The sequence below is a fragment of the Brachybacterium timonense genome, assembly GCF_900258505.1.
GTDB classification, from domain to species: domain Bacteria; phylum Actinomycetota; class Actinomycetes; order Actinomycetales; family Dermabacteraceae; genus Brachybacterium; species Brachybacterium timonense.
In genome coordinates this window covers 1,764,822-1,782,836 of sequence record NZ_LT984895.1, presented here as the reverse complement: position 1 = coordinate 1,782,836, position 18,015 = coordinate 1,764,822, and the positions used below count along the sequence as shown (strand labels likewise).

General features: G+C 68.8%; 17 protein-coding genes. 16 read left to right on the top strand and 1 reads right to left on the bottom strand.

The genetic code is table 11. The features are described 5' to 3' along the window. Positions 1-38 precede the first annotated feature (38 nt). Positions 39-1,295 carry a cysteine--1-D-myo-inosityl 2-amino-2-deoxy-alpha-D-glucopyranoside ligase gene (gene mshC / locus C8271_RS07880; RefSeq protein ID WP_106506837.1) on the top strand — a complete coding sequence of 419 codons (1,257 nt, stop codon included), beginning with the start codon at positions 39-41 and terminating at the stop codon, positions 1,293-1,295. Between the two features lie 84 nt (positions 1,296-1,379). Here the strand turns inward: mshC and C8271_RS07875 are convergent, their stop codons facing one another. Then, positions 1,380-2,186, bottom strand: coding sequence for a PAC2 family protein (locus C8271_RS07875; protein ID WP_106506836.1), 807 nt, complete (start codon positions 2,184-2,186; stop codon positions 1,380-1,382). 17 nt (positions 2,187-2,203) lie between these two features. Between C8271_RS07875 and C8271_RS07870 the strand changes: the two genes are divergently transcribed. The 15 genes from C8271_RS07870 to C8271_RS07800 all read left to right on the top strand — a co-directional run bounded on the left by C8271_RS07870 (position 2,204) and on the right by C8271_RS07800 (position 17,990). Beyond that, on the top strand, positions 2,204-3,346 hold the full coding sequence (locus C8271_RS07870) for a site-2 protease family protein (RefSeq protein WP_106506835.1): 1,143 nt from the start codon (positions 2,204-2,206) through the stop codon (positions 3,344-3,346). A 10-nt stretch (positions 3,347-3,356) separates the two neighbouring features. Next, positions 3,357-4,412 carry a tRNA (adenine-N1)-methyltransferase gene (locus tag C8271_RS07865; protein WP_106506834.1) on the top strand — a complete coding sequence of 352 codons (1,056 nt, stop codon included), beginning with the start codon at positions 3,357-3,359 and terminating at the stop codon, positions 4,410-4,412. Between the two features lie 23 nt (positions 4,413-4,435). Continuing rightward, a complete protein-coding gene (arc, locus tag C8271_RS07860) occupies positions 4,436-5,980 on the top strand; it encodes a proteasome ATPase (protein WP_245921045.1) in 1,545 nt (514 codons plus the stop codon). Positions 5,981-6,003: 23 nt separating this feature from the next. Then, complete coding sequence (gene dop / locus C8271_RS07855; RefSeq protein ID WP_106507963.1) at positions 6,004-7,662, top strand: depupylase/deamidase Dop; 1,659 nt, start codon at positions 6,004-6,006, stop codon at positions 7,660-7,662. After that, on the top strand, positions 7,659-7,844 hold the full coding sequence (locus C8271_RS07850) for a ubiquitin-like protein Pup (protein ID WP_106506833.1): 186 nt from the start codon (positions 7,659-7,661) through the stop codon (positions 7,842-7,844). The genes dop and C8271_RS07850 overlap by 4 nt, the downstream gene beginning before the upstream one ends. Before the next feature lie 79 nt (positions 7,845-7,923). Then, positions 7,924-9,318 carry a Pup--protein ligase gene (gene pafA, locus C8271_RS07845; RefSeq protein WP_106506832.1) on the top strand — a complete coding sequence of 465 codons (1,395 nt, stop codon included), beginning with the start codon at positions 7,924-7,926 and terminating at the stop codon, positions 9,316-9,318. A gap of 82 nt (positions 9,319-9,400) precedes the next feature. Beyond that, positions 9,401-10,393, top strand: a complete 993-nt coding sequence (locus C8271_RS07840; RefSeq protein WP_106506831.1) for an FKBP-type peptidyl-prolyl cis-trans isomerase — start codon at positions 9,401-9,403, stop codon at positions 10,391-10,393. A gap of 63 nt (positions 10,394-10,456) precedes the next feature. Next, on the top strand, positions 10,457-10,810 hold the full coding sequence (locus tag C8271_RS07835; protein WP_170957936.1) for an FKBP-type peptidyl-prolyl cis-trans isomerase: 354 nt from the start codon (positions 10,457-10,459) through the stop codon (positions 10,808-10,810). Positions 10,811-10,980: 170 nt separating this feature from the next. Further along, a complete protein-coding gene (locus C8271_RS07830) occupies positions 10,981-12,927 on the top strand; it encodes a primosomal protein N' family DNA-binding protein (RefSeq protein ID WP_245921044.1) in 1,947 nt (648 codons plus the stop codon). A gap of 34 nt (positions 12,928-12,961) precedes the next feature. Then, positions 12,962-13,933, top strand: coding sequence for a methionyl-tRNA formyltransferase (gene fmt / locus C8271_RS07825; RefSeq protein WP_106506828.1), 972 nt, complete (start codon positions 12,962-12,964; stop codon positions 13,931-13,933). After that, on the top strand, positions 13,930-15,576 hold the full coding sequence (locus C8271_RS07820) for an RsmB/NOP family class I SAM-dependent RNA methyltransferase (protein ID WP_106506827.1): 1,647 nt from the start codon (positions 13,930-13,932) through the stop codon (positions 15,574-15,576). Before fmt ends, C8271_RS07820 begins: the two co-directional genes overlap by 4 nt. After that, positions 15,573-16,259 (top strand): ribulose-phosphate 3-epimerase, encoded by a 687-nt coding sequence (rpe, locus tag C8271_RS07815; protein ID WP_106506826.1) that lies wholly within the window; start codon positions 15,573-15,575, stop codon positions 16,257-16,259. Before C8271_RS07820 ends, rpe begins: the two co-directional genes overlap by 4 nt. Before the next feature lie 122 nt (positions 16,260-16,381). Next, complete coding sequence (locus tag C8271_RS07810; RefSeq protein WP_170957830.1) at positions 16,382-16,645, top strand: phosphoribosyl-ATP diphosphatase; 264 nt, start codon at positions 16,382-16,384, stop codon at positions 16,643-16,645. 11 nt (positions 16,646-16,656) lie between these two features. Beyond that, the gene (gene hisG, locus C8271_RS07805; RefSeq protein ID WP_106506824.1) at positions 16,657-17,514 is read left to right on the top strand and encodes an ATP phosphoribosyltransferase; all 858 of its coding nucleotides are present in this window, start codon (positions 16,657-16,659) and stop codon (positions 17,512-17,514) included. A gap of 5 nt (positions 17,515-17,519) precedes the next feature. After that, positions 17,520-17,990 (top strand): PH domain-containing protein, encoded by a 471-nt coding sequence (locus tag C8271_RS07800; protein WP_245921043.1) that lies wholly within the window; start codon positions 17,520-17,522, stop codon positions 17,988-17,990. Positions 17,991-18,015 lie beyond the last annotated feature (25 nt).

The window sequence follows — 18,015 nt, the reverse complement described above, 5'->3', positions numbered from 1 at the left end:
CCCGATGCGGAACACGTGCCGCCCCGTATGATTGTCGGGTGCGCACCTGGAGAGCTCCGCTGGTTACCGCCCTGCCTGGCAGCGGCATCGGCCCCCGGCTCTACGACACCCGCAGTGGACGGGTGTCCCCGGTCAGACCCATTACGCCCGGGATCATCCGCCTGTACACCTGCGGCATCACGCCCTACGACGCGACACACATGGGCCACGCCATGACCTACCACGCCGCTGACCTCATGCACCGGGTCTTCCTTGACGCAGGTTGGCAGGTCCAGGCCGCGCAGAACATCACCGACGTGGACGATCCACTGTTCGAACGCGCCGAGCGTGACCAGCAGGACTGGCGTGAACTCGCCAGCCGCCAGATCGACCTGTTCGCCCGCGACATGCAGGCCCTGCGCATCATCCCGCCGCAGACCTACGACGCCGTAAGCGAGGCGATGGACCGCATCATCGCCACCGCGCAGGATCTGCACGCCCGCGGTCGCCTCTATTGTCTGCCCAACGACGACGTCGACGGCGTTGACTGGTACCAGGACCTTGGGATCGACCAGGCGCAGAGCAGCGTGTCCGGGTGGAGCCGCGAACAGATGCTCGAGGTCTATGCCGAACGCGGCGGCGACCCGGACCGGCCCGGCAAACGTGACCCGCTGGATCCCCTCGTGTGGAAAGCGCAGCGCCCGGGCGAGCCTGCCTGGGACGCTGGTGTGCTCGGCACCGGCCGACCGGGTTGGCACATCGAATGCGTGTGTATCGCCCACCACGGACTCGGGTTGCCGTTCGACGTGCAGGCCGGTGGACGCGACCTGATCTTCCCTCACCACGACCTCAGCGCCGCTCACGCCGCAGCACTGGGACGACCCTTGGCACACTTCTATGCGCACGTAGGGATGGTGGCGCTGGATGGCACCAAGATGAGTAAATCGCTCGGCAATCTCGAGTTCGTCTCCCGTCTCGTTGACCAGGGCACCGATCCCGCCGCGATCCGACTCGTGCTGCTGGCGCACCACTACCGCACCGACTGGGAATGGACCGCCGCGGCTCTCGACAAGGCCACGGAGCGACTGGCCCGCTACCGCCACGCCGCGCAGCACCACGCGCGCAGTGCTGCCGTTGTGGCCGCGTTGCGAGATGCCCTGCGAGATGACCTCGACACGCCGCGTGCACTCAGACTGCTTGATGCCTGGGCATGCGGCGGGGAATCGGAGAACCTGGGCCTGGATGTTCCCGTGGATCCGGACGTCGACGACGTCCCCGCCGCTGTCGATGCCCTGCTCGGCATCGCACTGCACTGACCCCGTCGGCTGGCCCGCCGTTGAGCCCAGGCGGGCATCGCGCTGCTCGGACCCCGTCAGCCCCACCGGGCCGCGCTGAGCTGATCAGTCCTCGTCCCGTCGGCGCAGGAATTGCTCGAACTCCCGCGCGATCGCATCCCCCGAGGCTTCCGGCAGCTCAGCCGCGTCCTGTGCTCGCTCCAGACGCGCCACATACTCGGCCACATCCTCATCGGTGCTCGCGAGCTCATCCACGCTGCGTTCCCAGCTCTGCGCCTCCTCCACCAGATCACCGAACGCAATCTCTGCTGGCAGATGATCCTGCACCCGATAGAGGAGAGCTAGTGCCGCCTTCGGCGAAGCGTTCTGAGCGACATAGTGCGGCACCTGCACCCAGATGCTGCGGGTCTCGATATCCGCTTCCACCAAGCGCCGTGCGAGGATCGTCGGAATCCCGATCGGCCCCTCATACACCTCGCGGTTCTCCAGTGGCTTCTCCGGCGGCAGCTCCAGCGCATCCGTCACTGGTAACGGCCGGCTGTGCGGCGCATCCGCCAGCAGCGCCCCGAGGCTCAGCACACGTGTGACATTCAACAGCTGAAGCTGCTCCAGCACCTCATCACAGAATGACTTCCATCGCACCGACGGCTCCGGGCCGAGCACCACCACAACCTCCGGCCCCTCAGGCGGAGAGAGGATCCACAGTCGCGTATCCGGCCATTCGATGCTGCGCCGCCCATCCTCCGTGACCGAGACCGTCGGCCGATTCACCAGGAAATCGGTGTACTCCTCAGCGTCCACGGATCCGGCTGGGCGCGCAGGCCAGATGCTCAGCAGATGCTGCGCAGCACTGCTGGCCGCCTCGCCGGCGTCGTTCCATCCGCTGAAAGCGGTCACGGCGATCCGACTCATCACGCCATCATAGGACCGTGCCTCACCCCACCCTGCAACTGCCAGGCTTGCCGCCGATCCGCGTGAGCCTCGGTACGGTCGCGACCGTGCTGATCCTCGGCGCCATGATTCAGCCATCCCTCGTCGTTCCCGGCGAGCGCAGCAGTGCCCAGGCGGCACTCCTCGCCGGAATCATCGCGGTGCTCATGATCCTGTGTGTGCTCGCCCACGAGATCGCCCACGCCGTTGCCGCCCGCAGTTTCGGTGCTCAGGTGGACCACATCGCCCTGACTCTGTGGGGCGGGCACACCCAGTACCGGGCAGAGGCGCTCCGCCCGGGCGCCTCCATCGTGATCTCCCTGGCCGGCCCCGCAGCGAACTTCCTCATCGTCGCGCTGATACGCGCAGGTCTCGCGGTGCTTGATGGGGGAGGGTCGGGTGGTGGCTCCGACCTGGTGGCGGTGCTCGGGGCGACCGCATGGCTGAACCTCGCCCTGGGCGTGTTCAATCTGCTGCCTGGGCTGCCGATGGACGGCGGGCGCGCCCTCGAAGGCATCCTCGCGCTGGTGTTCCGCGACCGTGCTCGAGCCACGGTCGTCACCGCCTGGCTGGGGCGCTTCATCGCCATCGCCGTGATTGCACTGCCGCTCGTCAGCATCAACCGCCGCGGCCATCTCGATACAGCGTCCCTGCTGGTGCTGCTGTGGGCCGTGCTGATCGCGGGACTGCTCTGGCAGGGTGCAGGCAGCGCCCTTCAGCAGGCGCGCATGGACCAGCGCGCCGATTCCCTGAACGTCCGCACGCTGCTGCACCCCGGCCCGATTCTCTCGCCGGACGAACCCGTCAGCGCCTGGAGCCCGGCCGGCGGCATCGTGATCGACCCGCAGCACGGGCCCCGCGGCCGCATCGGTATCGCGCTCTTCCCGCAGCCTGATGCTCTGCGTGCTGTGCCTGACACGGAACAGCAGCACACCCCGCTCAGCGCTGTGTGTGCACCGCTGGGAAGCGCTGGCACGATCAGCGTGGACCGCACCGGGCGGCGCATGATCACCCACATGCTGTCTTACCCCCACGCCGCATACATCGTGGTGGACGAGCAGGGTGCCACCCTCGGACATCTCCTCACCGCCGACGCGAACGCCGCTCTGCGCGGCACTCGATCCGTCAGACCTCACGCCTAGACTTGCCCGCATGACCGATACGCCGACACCCCCAGGCCAGGGCCCCGCTCCGCGCGCACCACGCCGCGGCCTCGACCGCACCGGACCCTTCGAACTCGGCGACAAGGTCCAACTCTCTGACGCCCGTGGCCGACTCCACACCATCACCCTCAAACCCGGCGGCGAGTTCCACTCCCACCGCGGCGTGCTGCGCCACGACGACCTCATCGGGCACGACGATGGCAGCACCGTCACCGACTCCAATGGCACCCGGTATCAGGCGCTGCGCCCCCTGTACGCCGACTACATGCTGTCCATGCCGCGTGGCGCCGCGATTATCTACCCCAAGGACTCCGCGCAGATCCTCATGTGGGCCGACATTTTCCCCGGCGCCCGCGTGCTCGAAGCCGGCGTGGGTTCCGGCGGCCTGACCACCGCGCTGCTGCGGGCTGTGGGCCCCGACGGCTCCGTGCACTCCATCGAACGCCGCGAGGACTTCGCGCAGGTGGCCCGCGAGAACATCGAGACCTACTTCGGTGCGCCACACCCGGCGTGGCGTCTGAGCATCGGTGATTTTCAGGATGTCGCCCTCGAAGAATCCGCCGACGGGCCCGTGGCCGATCGAGTCGTGCTCGACATGCTCGCCCCCTGGGAATGCGTGGACGCTGCCGCGCAGGCGCTGGTCAGCGGCGGTGTGCTGCTCACCTATGTCGCGACCGTGACGCAGTTGTCCCGCACCGCAGAGGCTTTGCGTGCTAGTGGGCTGTTCACGGAGCCGTCGGCCTGGGAGTCCTTCGTGCGGCCCTGGCATCTGGAAGGCCTTGCCGTGCGGCCGGAGCATCGTATGAACGCGCACACCGGGTTCCTGCTCACCAGCCGCCGCGTGGCACGCGGCACCGAACCGCTGCAGCGAACCACGCGGCCTGCCCCCGGATCTCGGGATGCTGAGGAGCTGAATCATCCAGAGAACGACGGCTTCGGCGGCAGCGACTCCACCTGGAGCCCCGAGCAGCTGGGGGAGCGAGGCGTGGCGCCGCGCAAGATCAAACGTGCCCTGCGCGATATCCGGCAGGGGAGGGACCGCTGATGGGCGTGAAAACCTATGCGGAGATGAGCAGCGAGCTCGACCGCCTCGCCGCCCACAACGACCGCCTGACCACCTCGTTGCGTGCCGCCCGCGCACAGATCGTCCAGCTCAAGGCCGATCTGGAACGCGTGGGCGATCCACCGAACTCCTACGCCACCTTCCTGCGCCGCGCCGACGGCACCACCATTGACGTGCTGCACAACGGGCGGCGACTGCGGGTCGCGACCGCACCGGGCATCGCCCTGGACGAGCTGCGGCCCGGTGTGGAGCTGCTGCTGAACGAAGCACTGGCCGCTGTGGAGGAAGTGCCTGCCGCAGACGCCGGGTCGGTGGTGACCGTTACTGAACTCCTGCGTGACGGGCGCGTCGTGGTTCAGGTCGCACAGGATGATCTGCGCGTGCTGCGCCGCGCCGGCGCCATGGACGACGTGCAGCTGCATGCCTCGGATCAGGTGCTCGCCGACCTCAAGGCGCAGCTTGTGCTGGAGCGCATCGACCGAGCCGACATCGGCGACCTCGTGCTCGAACAGGTGCCGGACGTGACCTTCGCCCAGGTGGGCGGTCTCGGACCACAGATCGAAGAGATCCGCGACGCCGTCGAGCTGCCGTTCCTGCAGCAGGACCTGTACCGCACCTACGGGCTCAGACCCCCGAAGGGTCTGCTGCTATACGGCCCGCCCGGCTGTGGCAAGACCATGATCGCTAAAGCCGTCGCGCATGAGCTTGCGGTCCGCTCCGCCGAGGCCCGCGGCATCGACCCCGCTGACGCCTCCGCGCACTCCTCGTTCCTGAACGTCAAAGGCCCCGAGCTGCTGAACAAGTACGTGGGCGAGACTGAACGGTCCATCCGCCAGGTGTTCGAACGAGCCCGCGAACGCGCCCACGCCGGGCATCCCGTGGTCGTGTTCTTCGACGAAATGGAGTCGCTGTTCCGCACCCGCGGCAGTGGACTGTCCAGCGACGTCGAGACGACCGTCGTGCCGCAGCTGCTCGCCGAGATCGACGGCGTGGAATCCCTCGAGAACGTGATCGTGATCGGTGCCTCCAACCGGGAGGACATGATCGACCCCGCCATTCTGCGGCCCGGCCGGCTCGACGTGAAGATCCGCATCCGCCGCCCCGATGCCGCCGCCGGCCGCGAAATCCTTGCACTCCACTTAGATGATTCTGTGCCGTTGCGTGAGAACCGCAATGAGCTGCTGGATCGGGCGATCGATCAGATCTACGACGATTCCGATGCCTCCGCCTACCTGCGGCTGGACTACTCCGACGGCACCAGCGAAACCCTGCGCTTCCGGGACTTCATTTCCGGTGCGACGCTGCGCAACATCGTCGACCGCGCGAAGAAGCTCGCCGTCAAAGAGCAGCTGGAGACCGGCCACGCGGGCGTGGGGCATGAGCATCTACGCACTGCGATTGAGACCGAACTCGCCCAGAACGAAGATCTACCCTCCGGTGCGCACCCCGAGGACTGGGCCCGGATCTCCGGCCGGCGCGGCCGACGGGTCGATGCCGTCGTACCGCTGCGTCCCATCGGCTCACGAAGCAACGAGGAGGAGGCGCCGTGACCGGGATCCGCACCGAACGCGTGATGGGCATCGAGACCGAGTTCGGCATCGTCCATGCCGACCCCGCAGAGCGCGAACGCCGCGGCGCCGCCAGCTCCGTGCTGCTCTCGCATCTGGTGGTGGGTGCCTATGCCCTGCTGGAGAACAGCGAAGGGGAGCGCGGCACCCGAGTGCGCTGGGATTACGGCGATGAGACACCGCTGCGCGACGCCCGTGGATTCGAGCTGCAGCGTGCCGCCGCCCACCCCAGCCAGCTCACCGATGCCGTGCCTGACGCGCACGGGGCCCATGTGCCCAGCATCGACCTTGACGCCCCCCTGCAGGCACCTGAGATCGCTCCTGACGGCACCGACGCAGACATCCTGCAGTGGGCAGTGCACCGCTCCATCGGTAACGCCGTGCTGCGCAACGGTGCCCGCTGGTACGTGGACCACGCCCACCCTGAATATTCCGGGCCGGAGGTCACCACGGCTCGTGACGGCGTGATCTGGCATCGCGCGGGGGAGCGGATCGCCCGCCGGGCCATGGATCTGCTCGAGCAGGCCGGTGAGGTCCCCGCGGCTGTGCTGTACAAGAACAACACCGACTCCAAGGGCTCCAGCTACGGCACCCACGAGAACTATCTGCTCGACCGCGCCGTGCCCTTCGACCGTGTGGTCGAAGCGCTCACCCCGTTCCTGGTCACCCGGCAGATCCTCGTCGGCGCCGGACGTGTGGGCCGCGGCACTCGCAGCCAGGAGCCGGGCTACCAGATCTCCTCACGCGCCGACTTCTTCGAAGAGGAAGTGGGGCTGGAGACCACCATGAACCGTCCCATCATCAACACGCGGGACGAACCCCATGCGGACGCCTCCCGCCACCGCCGCCTGCACGTCATCCTGGGGGATGCCACCACCCTCGAGGAGCCGACCTATCTCGCACTCGGCATGACCTCGCTGGTGCTCGCCGCGCTGGAGCACGAACACTGCGCCGGCACCCGCGTGCTCCCTGACGTGGCGCTGGCGAGCCCCGTCACGGCACTGCGCGAGATCAGCCACGATCCCACGCTGCGCACCCGTGTGCCGCTGCGTGATGGTGCCACGGCATCAGCGCTCGACGTACAGCGCCGCTACCTCGAGGCGATCACCACGATCGCTGATCTCGACGACGCGGAGACAGCTGACGTGCTGCAGCGCTGGCGCGAGCTGCTCGACCTGCTCGACCAGGACCCCCTGGCTACGCAGGGCCGCCTGGAATGGACCACCAAACAGGCGCTGCTCGAGCGCTACGCAGACCGCCACGGGCTCACGCCCGAGGACGCGCGCCTTGCCGCGATCGACCTGCAATGGTCGGATCTGCGAGCCGGCAAGGGGATCGCGCAGAAGATGATCAGCACCGGCCGCACCCGCCGCGTGGTCACTGACCACGAGATCGACCAGGCCGTCACCACACCGCCAGCCACCACCCGCGCGCACCTGCGCGGCAGCCTCATCGGCGCGCACCGTCACGCCGTCGCGAGCGCCGGCTGGGACGTGCTGACCCTGGGCACCGACGCGAAACGGGTGCGGCTGCGGCTCGCCGACCCCCGCGCCGGCTCAGCACACTGGTGCGCCACTCACGGCATCGACCCCACTGAGCCGCTGCCCGAGATCCTGCACGCGCTCGAACGCGCCACCACCACCGATGTGAAGGAGCGATCATGACCCAGCAGACCATCCATGCCGGCGGCCCCGGCGACGACGACCAGCCGATCGAGAACGTCGAGGGCGGCCAGACCTTCGCCTCCGCGCAGGGCGCCGACGACATCCTCGACGAGATCGACTCCGTGCTCGAAGAGAACGCTGAAGCGTTCGTCCGCTCCTTCGTGCAAAAGGGCGGGCAGTGACCACCATGGCGAACTCCAGTCCTGTCAGCACGGTTCATCGCCGCGGGAGCACGGGATCGCAGCCGATGGGGGAGAGCTGATGCGGCGTCGCGTGGGCGGGCTCGAGACCGAGTTCGGAATCGTCTGCGTCGGCCCCGATGGGTCGCGCCGACTCGAACCCGAGCAGGCAGCCCGCGAGCTCTTCCGACCCGTCGTCGCGATGGGGCGCTCCTCCAACGTGTTCCTCACCAATGGGGCGCGCCTCTACCTGGACGTCGGCTCCCACCCCGAGTACGCCACCGCTGAATGCGACTCCTGGTGGGAACTCGTTGCTCAGGACGTCGCCGGGCAACAGATCTTCGCGAACCTTGTCGCCCAGGTCAATGAGCGCTTGGCTGATGACGGCAACGATGCGCGGGTCCACCTGTTCAAGAACAACGTGGATTCCGCAGGCAACTCCTTCGGCTCCCACGAGAACTACCTGGTGGACCGGCGTGGCGAATTCACTCGCCTGCCCCAGCACCTGCTGCCTTTCCTGATCACCCGGCAGATCGTCACCGGCGCCGGTGGCGTGGTGATCGAACCTGACGGAACAGGGCGATTCGTCTTCTCCCGCCGCAGCGACCACATGTGGGAAACGGTCTCCTCCGCCACCACACGGACTCGCCCGATCATCAACACCCGCGATGAACCACACGGGGACCCCAGCCGTTTCCGGCGACTGCACGTGATCTCCGGTGACTCCACCATGAGTGAGCTGTCCACCTGGCTGCGCTTTGCCACCACCGACCTGGTGTTGCGCGTGATCGAATCCGGCCAGGCGCTGCCCGACCTCGCTCTCGAGGATCCGATCTCCGCGATCCGCGCCGTGGCCCGCGACCTCACCGGTACGCAGCAGATTCCCCTGGCCAGCGGTGGCACCACAACCGCGCTGGAGATCCAGCAGCGCTGGCACGACCTCGCTGCCGACGCCGCAGACACCACCGAGCCCGACGAGATCGACGCCCTGGAGACCTGGCAACGCGCCCTGGATGCCGTGCGCACTGCAGACCGCAGCTGGGCACGCACACGACTGGACTGGGCGATCAAAGAAGAGCTGTTCACACAGGTGTCCACGCGTCGCGGCGTGAACCTTGCCGATCCCGCGATCGAACGCCTCGACCTGGCCTATCACGACATTGGCCCCGACGGTTCCCTGCACGCGTCCCTGCAGGAGCGCGGCCGCGCCCCACGCATCCTCGGAGCGGACCGGATCGAGCAGGCGCGCACCACTGCACCGTCCACGACCCGCGCGCACCTGCGCGGACAGGTGGTGCGCACCGCGCAGGAGCATCGTGTGGACCATGTCGTGGACTGGACCACCATGCGGCTGACCCGCTCCGGATCCACCCCCGTGCAGATCCTCGACCCGTTCTGCACACAGTCCGATCAGGTTGATGCGCTCCTGGATCAGATCCGTTCGCACACCCAGGAGGTCACCCCGCCTCCGGCGTGACCCGCTCCCACGGTCACATGCCCTCCAGCATCTGTCCCACCGGCCACGTACTCTGGTCCGTGCATCCTCGCGCCGCCGAGTGATGCTCCCCGAACTGAAAGGTCTCCCGTTGCTGCGCCGACGTGCACTCATTGCCTCTGCCTTCGCTGCCACCGCCGCGATCGGTCTGACCGCCTGCTCCGAGAACGGCAGCGGCGCCTCCGATGCCGGGGGCTCTGATGCGGGCGGCTCCGACGGCGGCGGTGACGCGCTCGACGCGGTGCAGATCAGCGATGACCTGGCCGCAGAGCCCACCGTGAGCTTCAGCGCTCCGCTGGAGATCAGCGCACCGTCGGCGCGCATCATCGTGCCGGGCGATGGCGAGAAAATCGCCGACGGCGACCACATCATCTGGCGCAGCATGTACGTCGACGCCCAGTCAGGGGAGACCCTGCAGTCCTGGTGGCAGGGCGCCCCCGCCTCCGGCGTGACCGTGTCCGCGGACGCGCTCGGAGCTGAGGCCCACAGCTTCCTCACCACAGTTCCCCTCGGCAGCCGCTTCGCCATGGCCGGCTGGCAGCAGGACCAGAGTGGCCAGGCCCGTGCCCTCGTTCAGGTTGCCGACGTCGACCGGAAGATCGACCCGCTGCGCGCCGACGGTGAGCCCGGCGACCCATCAGGCGATTTCCCGGCGGTGAAGCTCGATGAGAACGGTGCCCCGAGCCTGGACGGCAAGCCCGAGGGTGACCCGCCCGCCGAGACCACCCTCGAGACGCTGATCGTCGGTGGAGGTGAGCCCACCCGTGAGGGCGACTACCTCACCATGCAGTACACCGGCTGGTCCTGGAGTGACGGCAAGCAGTTCGACTCCTCCTGGGAACGCGGGCAGCCCTTCGGCTTCACCCAGGGGCTCGGCCAGGTGATCGCCGGCTGGGACCAGCATCTGGTGGACATCCCCGTCGGCTCCCAGGTGATGCTCGTGATCCCGCCGAAGGACGCCTACGGCGAGGAGAAGAACGAGCAGCAGCCCCTGGCCGGCCAGACCCTGATCTTCGTCATCGACGTCCTCGACGCCGCGCGCCGGCACGAGGGCTGATCCCTACCCGACCATCACACTCCAGGAGGACCCGTGCAGGACCGCACCAAGCCCGAGATCGACATGCCCGAAGGCGACACCCCCGCTGACCTCGTGATCATCGACGAGATCGTCGGTGACGGCGATGAGGCCGGCCGGGGCGACATCGTGGACGTCCACTACGTCGGCGTCTCCCACTCCACCGGTGAGGAGTTCGACGCGTCCTGGAACCGTGGCGAGCCACTCCGCTTCCAGCTGGGCGTCGGTCAGGTGATCCGCGGCTGGGACCAGGGTGTGCAGGGCATGAAGGTCGGCGGCCGCCGCCGCCTCGAGATCCCCGCACACCTGGCCTACGGCGACCAGGGCGCACCGCCCGTGATCGCCCCCGGTGAGGCCCTGATCTTCGTCTGCGACCTGGTCTCGGTGGTGCGGCGCTGACAGCCGACGAGCACGACGCCGGACAGCAGGACGCCCTGTTCGGCGCCCCGTCGGCGCCCACCGCAGCAGCCGACACGGAGAACACGGCGGGGAACGCCACTGAGCCGGGTGCGCTGCGCACGACGGCCGGATTCGCCCTCGCCGAGGAACGGCCCGTTGCTCAGGTTCGGGTGCTCGGTGTCCTGCCGCACCTGGACCGGCCCTTCGAGTACGCGCTCACCCCCCAGACCGCCCAGGCCGAGCCTGGGATGCGGGTGCGTGTGCGCTTCGCCGGCCGTGACGCCGACGGCGTCATGGTGGGCCGTACACACACACCGGACACGGATCGCCCGCTTGCCCCGGTCACGCGGCTCGTCTCCGACGACGTGGTGCTCGCCCCGCAGATGCTGCGGATGTGCGAGGACCTCGCCGCGCACTGCGGCGGCAGTGTGGCCGATGTGCTGCGGCTCGCGTTGCCGCCCCGCCATGCCCGCGCAGAACGCGCTGACCGACAGGCCGAAGAACGTGAGGCGCAGACCAGCGATACGGCCGACGACGCCGAGATCACCGCCGACCACGCGGCCCGTACCGCACTGATCCAGCGGTACACCGGGCTGAGCGCGCTGCTGACCCGCGCGGGCGCGCCCGAGGGTCCCGTGCCGCGTGCCGCCGCCATGCTCGAACCAGCCGATGCGTGGACACAGCTCGCCGCCGCAGCCGTCGCCGCCCTGCCTGCTGACCGTGGCGCTCTGCTCATCGCCCCCGATCAGCGCGATGTGCAGCGCCTGGCCAGCGCGCTCACCGTCGCAGGCATCGACCACGAGCAGCTCGCCAGCGCCGACGGGCCCGAGAAACGCTACCGCGCCTTCCGTCGCATCCTGCGTGGTCGCTCGCGCATCGTGATCGGCAACCGTTCCGCCGCCTTCGCCCCGGTGCAGAACCTTTCCCTGATCATCTGCTGGGATGAGGCCGACGACCTACTCATCGAACCCCGCGCCCCCTATCCGCACATCCGGGACATCCTGCAGCTGCGCTCCCACCACGAACGCGCCGCCCTGCTCCTGCTAGCTGCCTCTCCTTCAATCGAGGTGCGCCGATTGATCGCTACGGGGCAGCTCGTCGATCTGCCCCCGGCCCCGGCACCCCGGGATACGACCCGGCCGCGGATCACAGCGATGGACGACTACCTGCGTGCCCGCGAAGGAGCCTCTGGACGATCCCGCCTGCCGCGCGCCGCCCACGACCTTCTGCGCCGCGCCCTCCCACACGGGCCGGTCCTTGTGCAGGTACCGCGCAGCGGGTACGTGCCCGCTATCGCTTGCACCTTCTGCGGCACCCGGGCACGCTGCCCCGAATGCGCCGCACCGCTCGGGATCAGCGGTCACGGCGGCCATCTGCTGTGCGGTGTCTGCGGCCGACGAGACGACGCGTACGAATGCCCCGAATGCCATCGCCGCACCGTCCGGGCACTGGTCACCGGCTCTGTGCGCACTGCCGAAGAATTGCGCCGCGCCTTCCCGGACACACCGCTCGCAATCGCGGGTGGCGCCCATGGCCCGCTTGACGACACCGACGTGCCCGATCACGGGATCGTCGTCGCGACCCCCGGCGCTGAACCCGCTCCGCCCGGCCGATACGCCGCCGCCCTCCTACTCGACGCCGACGCCATGCTGGCTCGTGCCGCCTTCGACGCCGACGTGGAAGCCGTGCGCCGCTGGTCCAATGCCATCGCTCTGGTCCGCAGTGCGGAGGACGGCGGCGAGGTGCTTGTGGTCGGTACCGCGACGCTTCCGGCCGTCCGCCACCTCGTCGCCCACCGCTCGCAGGTCTTCCCTGATCGGGTGCTCGACGACAGGCGCGCCCTGGACCTGCCACCCTTCACCCGCGTGGGGGAGATCCGTGGAGACCGGCACGCTGTCACCACATTTCTCCAGATGGCCGCCATACCCGACGGCGCGACCATGTTCGGGCCCGTGCCCACTGCGGACACCGAGGACGAGCAACGCGCCGTGGTGCGGATCGACGCTTCCCGCGGCCGAGAGCTCGCCGCTTCCCTACGCGCTGCCGTCGCCACACGATCAGCCCGGAAGATGCCGGGCCGGCTCCGCGCGCGCCTGGACCCACCCGACGTCTTCTGACCGGCCGCACAGGGCACCGTAGGATCGAGTCACCATGCGTGTTCTCTTTGCCGGCACCCCCGAGGTGGCCGTTCCCAGCCTGCAAGCTCTCGTTGACTCCGAGCATGAGGTCGTCGGTGTGCTGACCCGACCGGATGCCCCCGTCGGCCGTCGCAGACGCCTCACACCCAGCCCCGTGCGCGCCCGCGCCGACGAGCTCGGCCTGCCCGTGCTCACCCCCACCACGCTGCGCGATGACACCGTCATCCAGACACTGCGCGACCTCGCCATCGACGTTGCCGCCGTCGTGGCTTACGGCGCCCTGGTGCCGCCCGCCGCCCTGGCTGTGCCGCAGCACGGCTGGATCAACCTGCACTTCTCCCTGCTGCCCGCGTGGCGCGGCGCCGCACCCGCTCAGCGCGCTGTTCTCGCCGGTCAGACCCGCACCGGCATGAGTGTGTTCCAACTCGAACAGGGCCTTGACACCGGCCCGCTGCTTGCCACCGAGGAGGTCGACATCGGTGAGCTCGAGACCGCCGGCCAGCTGCTGGAGCGTATGAGCCAGGACGGTGCAGGTCTTCTGCGACGCACGGTTGACGCACTGGGGGAGGGGCAGCTGGTGGCCACACCCCAAAGTAGTGACGGCATCACACATGCAGCGAAGCTCACTAGCGCCGAGGCCCGCATCGACTTCTCCCGCCCCGCCGAGCAGGTCAGCGCCCATATCCGCGGCATGAGCCCGCATCCGGGCGCCTGGACCATGCTGAACGGGGACCGGTTCAAGATCCTCGGCCTCGAACACGCCCGTGCCACCGCGAACCTCGACCCCGGGCAGCTGGCTGCCATCGACGGCCAGGTGCTGGTCGGCACCGGCACCACCCCTCTCGCCCTCGGAACCGTTGCCCCCGCCGGGAAGCGCGCGATGGCCGCCGCGGACTGGGCGCGCGGCACGGACCTCTCCGCAACGCCCCGCTTCGAACCACCCACCTCAGCCCAGCACAGCACCGACACCGGAAGCGCCTCATGACCGACCGCAGCTCCGATCCCCGCCAGCCACGCCGCACCGGACGTGGCCGCGATGCGCGTCGCAGCGACGATCGTCGCGATGATGCACGCCCGTCCCGCCCCCGGGATGCGCACGGCCGTGAACGGTCCGGATCTCGCGGCACCGGTGGGCCGCGACGCGGCTGGTCCCAGAGCCGCCCCTCGGAACGCTCCCGCACCGCCACGCCCTCACGCCTTGCGGCCTACGAGGCGATGCGCGCTGTGCGCGAGGACGACGCCTACGCCAATCTTGTCCTGCCCACGATCCTGCGCCGCCACCGTGTGCGCGGCCGCGACGCCGCCTTCGCCACGGAACTGTTCTATGGCACCCTGCGCGCCCAGGGTCGACTCGACGCGGTGCTCGCTGCCTGCATTGACCGACCCATGGAGCAGGTCGAGGCCGCCGTGATCGACGTGCTTCGGCTTGGCGCCCACCAGGTCCTCGACATGGCCGTCGCGCCGCACGCCGCGAGCTCCGAAACCGTGGCACTGGCCAGGCAGGTCGTCGGCGCCGGTGCCGCCGGTTTCGTCAATGCCGTGCTGCGCCGAGTGGGGGAGCACTCCAGCGAGGAGTGGATCCAGAGGATCGCGCCCGCACGCGAGGACGACGAACCAGCACACCTCGCGATCGCGCATTCGCACCCGCTGTGGGTGGTGCGCGCTCTCAGTGACGCCCTCGTGGCCCACGGCCGCGACCGCAGCGAGCTTGAGAGCCTGCTGGAGGCGCAGAACGAGGCGCCTCGAGTCTCCCTCGTCATGCGGCCCGGGCTCACCGACCTGGACGAGTTGATCGACTCCGGCGCGAGCGCCGGCCGCTGGAGCATGTTCGGTGCTTCCTGGCCATCAGGCGACCCCGGTGGCCTGGACGTGATTCGCGAAGGCCGGGCCGCGGTGCAGGATGAGGGCAGCCAGCTGATGGCCCTCGCACTCGGCCTTGGGGCCGATGACCTGGTGCTCGCCGACGACGCCCACTGGCTGGACCTGTGCGCCGGCCCAGGCGGTAAAACCGCGCTGCTGGGCGGCCTCACGATCGACCACAACGCCGAGCTGCTTGCCACCGAGCTGCAGGAGCATCGCACCGCCCTGGTGGAGCGCGCCGTCGCAGCACTCGTGGATGCCGGATGCGAGATCCAGTGCCTCACCGCCGACGGGCGCACTATAGGGAAGGACAGACCTGACACCTTCTCCCGTGTGCTCGCGGACGTGCCCTGCACCGGGCTGGGCGCGCTGCGGCGCCGCCCGGAGTCCCGCTGGCGCCGCCGCCCCGAGGACGTCGGCCAGCTCGGGGCGATCCAACGGGATCTGCTCACGAGTGCGTTGGATGCGACCGCCCCCGGCGGCGTGGTCGCGTATGTCACCTGCTCACCCCATCTGGCGGAGACACGCCTGGTGGTGGCCGATGTGCTGCGTCGCCGCAGCGACGTCGAACAGCTCGACGCCCGCGACGCCGTGCGAGCCGGCGTGCACCCGGATAAGCGTGACCAGATCGACCTGGGCGATGGCCCGTCGGTACAACTCTGGCCCCACATTCACGGCACCGACGCAATGTTCATCGCGCTTCTGCGTCGCCTGCCGCACCCTCAGGCCCCCACCACCTGCACCGCCCATGAGGAGGACCCGTCATGAACGCCCTGTACTCCACCGACGGCCACTACATCCACCCCAGCATCCTCAACGCCGACTTCATGCGGATCGGCGAGGAGCTCGACCGCATCGCCACCGCCGACGCGATCCACGCCGACGTGATGGACGACCACTTCGTACCGAACCTGACGTTCGGCCCCAGCATGATCGAGCAGATCGTTCGCCGCAGCGATCTGCCGGTGGACGCCCACCTCATGATCGAGGACGCCGACCGGCGTGCACCCGCTTACGCGGAAGCCGGCGCTTCCTCAGTGACTTTCCACCTCGAGGCCGCGAAAGCACCGATCCGGCTCGCCCGCGAGCTGCGACGCCGAAACGTCGCCGTCGGCGTCGGACTGCGCCCCGCAACCCCCGTTGAGCCGCTGCTGGATGTGATCGGCGAGTTTGACATGCTGCTGATCATGACGGTCGAACCCGGTTTCGGTGGACAGAGCTTCCTGGAGACGATGCTGCCGAAGATCCGACGGGCACGACGTGCCGTGAGCGAGGCGAACCTCGAAGTCTCTATCCAGGTTGACGGTGGCGTGAGCCGCGAGACGATCGAGCGCTGCGCCGACGCTGGCGCCAACGTGTTCGTGGCGGGCTCAGCGATCTACCGCGCCCAGGATGCCGCCGACGAGATCGCCGTGCTGCGTGACCTCGCGGGACAGCACCGCCACAGCTGACACCAACCGCCGCTCGCCCAAGCGCTGCCCGCCGTACGGTGCCGCAGGCTGGTCGGCTCATGCGCACAGTCCGCACTGCGGGCGCCACGGGGGAACGCCCCGGCGCTCGGTACGCTGTGCGTGTGAAGGATTTCGAGTCGCTGTTCGCTGAGCTCACCGAGAAGTCCCGCACCCGACCCGAGGGGTCGGGCACAGTCGCGGAACTGGACGCCGGCATCCACGCCATCGGCAAGAAGATCGTGGAAGAAGCCGCTGAAGTCTGGATGGCCTGCGAGCATGAATCCGACGCCGCCGCGGCCGAAGAGATCAGCCAGCTGCTGTACCACCTTCAGGTGATGATGATCGCCAAGGGGTTCAGCCTTGAGGACGTCTACCGCCACCTGTGAGGGAGAAACTCATGCTGCGTCTTGCCCTGCCCAATAAGGGAGCGCTGTCCGAGCCGGCGGCGAAACTGCTGCACGAGGCCGGTTATCGCGGCCGCGGAATGGCCAAAGAGCTCGTGGTCATCGACAACGAGAACGACCTCGAGCTGTTCTTCCTGCGCCCACGCGACATCGCCGTGTACGTCGGCACCGGCACCGTGGATGTGGGGATCACCGGGCAGGACATGCTGCTGGACTCCCGCACTGCGCACGAGCAGATCCTCTCGCTCGGCTTCGCCCGCTCCACCTTCCGCTTCGCTGCGCCCACCGATCAGCAGCGTCACCTCGCCTCTCTGGACGGCGCCCGGATCGCTACCAGCTACGAAAACCTCGTGACTGATCATCTCGCCGAGCACGGCATCAACGCTCAGGTGATCCACCTCGACGGCGCGGTCGAATCCGCGGTACGGCTCGGCATCGCCGATGTCATCGCCGACGTGGTCGAAACCGGAACAACGCTTCGACAAGCCGGCCTGGCGCCCTTCGGAGACCCGATCATGACCAGTGAAGCTGTGCTGTTCTCTCGGCCGGGTCTCGATCTCGACGAGGCCGGTGCGCATGTGCTCGACGTGCTCGTGCGCCGCCTACGCAGCGTGCTGGTGGCCCGCCAGTACGTGCTCCTCGATTACGACATCCCCACCGAGCTGCTGGAGCGGGCGGTGGCGATCACTCCCGGTTTCGAATCACCCACGGTCTCCTCGCTGCACGGCGGTACCTGGAGTGCTGTGCGTGCCATGGTGGAGCGCCAGGCCACTCACCGCATGATGGATGAGCTCTACGAGGTGGGGGCCCGCGCGATCCTGGTCACGGACATCCAGGCCTGCCGGATCTGAGGGACGTGGCTCAGCCGAATCACGCCCCGGACAGCAGTGCGCCATTGCACGGCACGATCATGCTGCGGCCACGTACGGTGCGCTGGAGCGCGTATGCCATTGCTGTGCTCGTGATGGGGGCGGCCATCGTCATGGCCGTGCTGATTCCCGGATTCACCCTGGGCAACCGGCTGGGCTTCCCCCTGTTCGGTCTGCTCATCGTCGTTTTCTGCCATATGGAGGCGTCGGTTCGGGCTGAGGCGCGGCCCGACGTGCTCATCGTCCGCAACCTCGTGCGCACCCACGAGCTGCAGTGGGCCCAGGTGATCGGCGTGAGCTTCCCGGCTGGTGATCCGTGGGCGCACCTGGATCTCTCCGACGGACGAACGCTGTCCGTGATGGCGCTGCAGCGCACCGACGGGGCACGCGGCCTCGCCCAGGCCCGCACTCTCGCGCAGCTGATCCGTGAGCGGGGAGAGGCGCACCACGGCGAGTGAACCGCGCGAGCGGTGACGTTCAGCC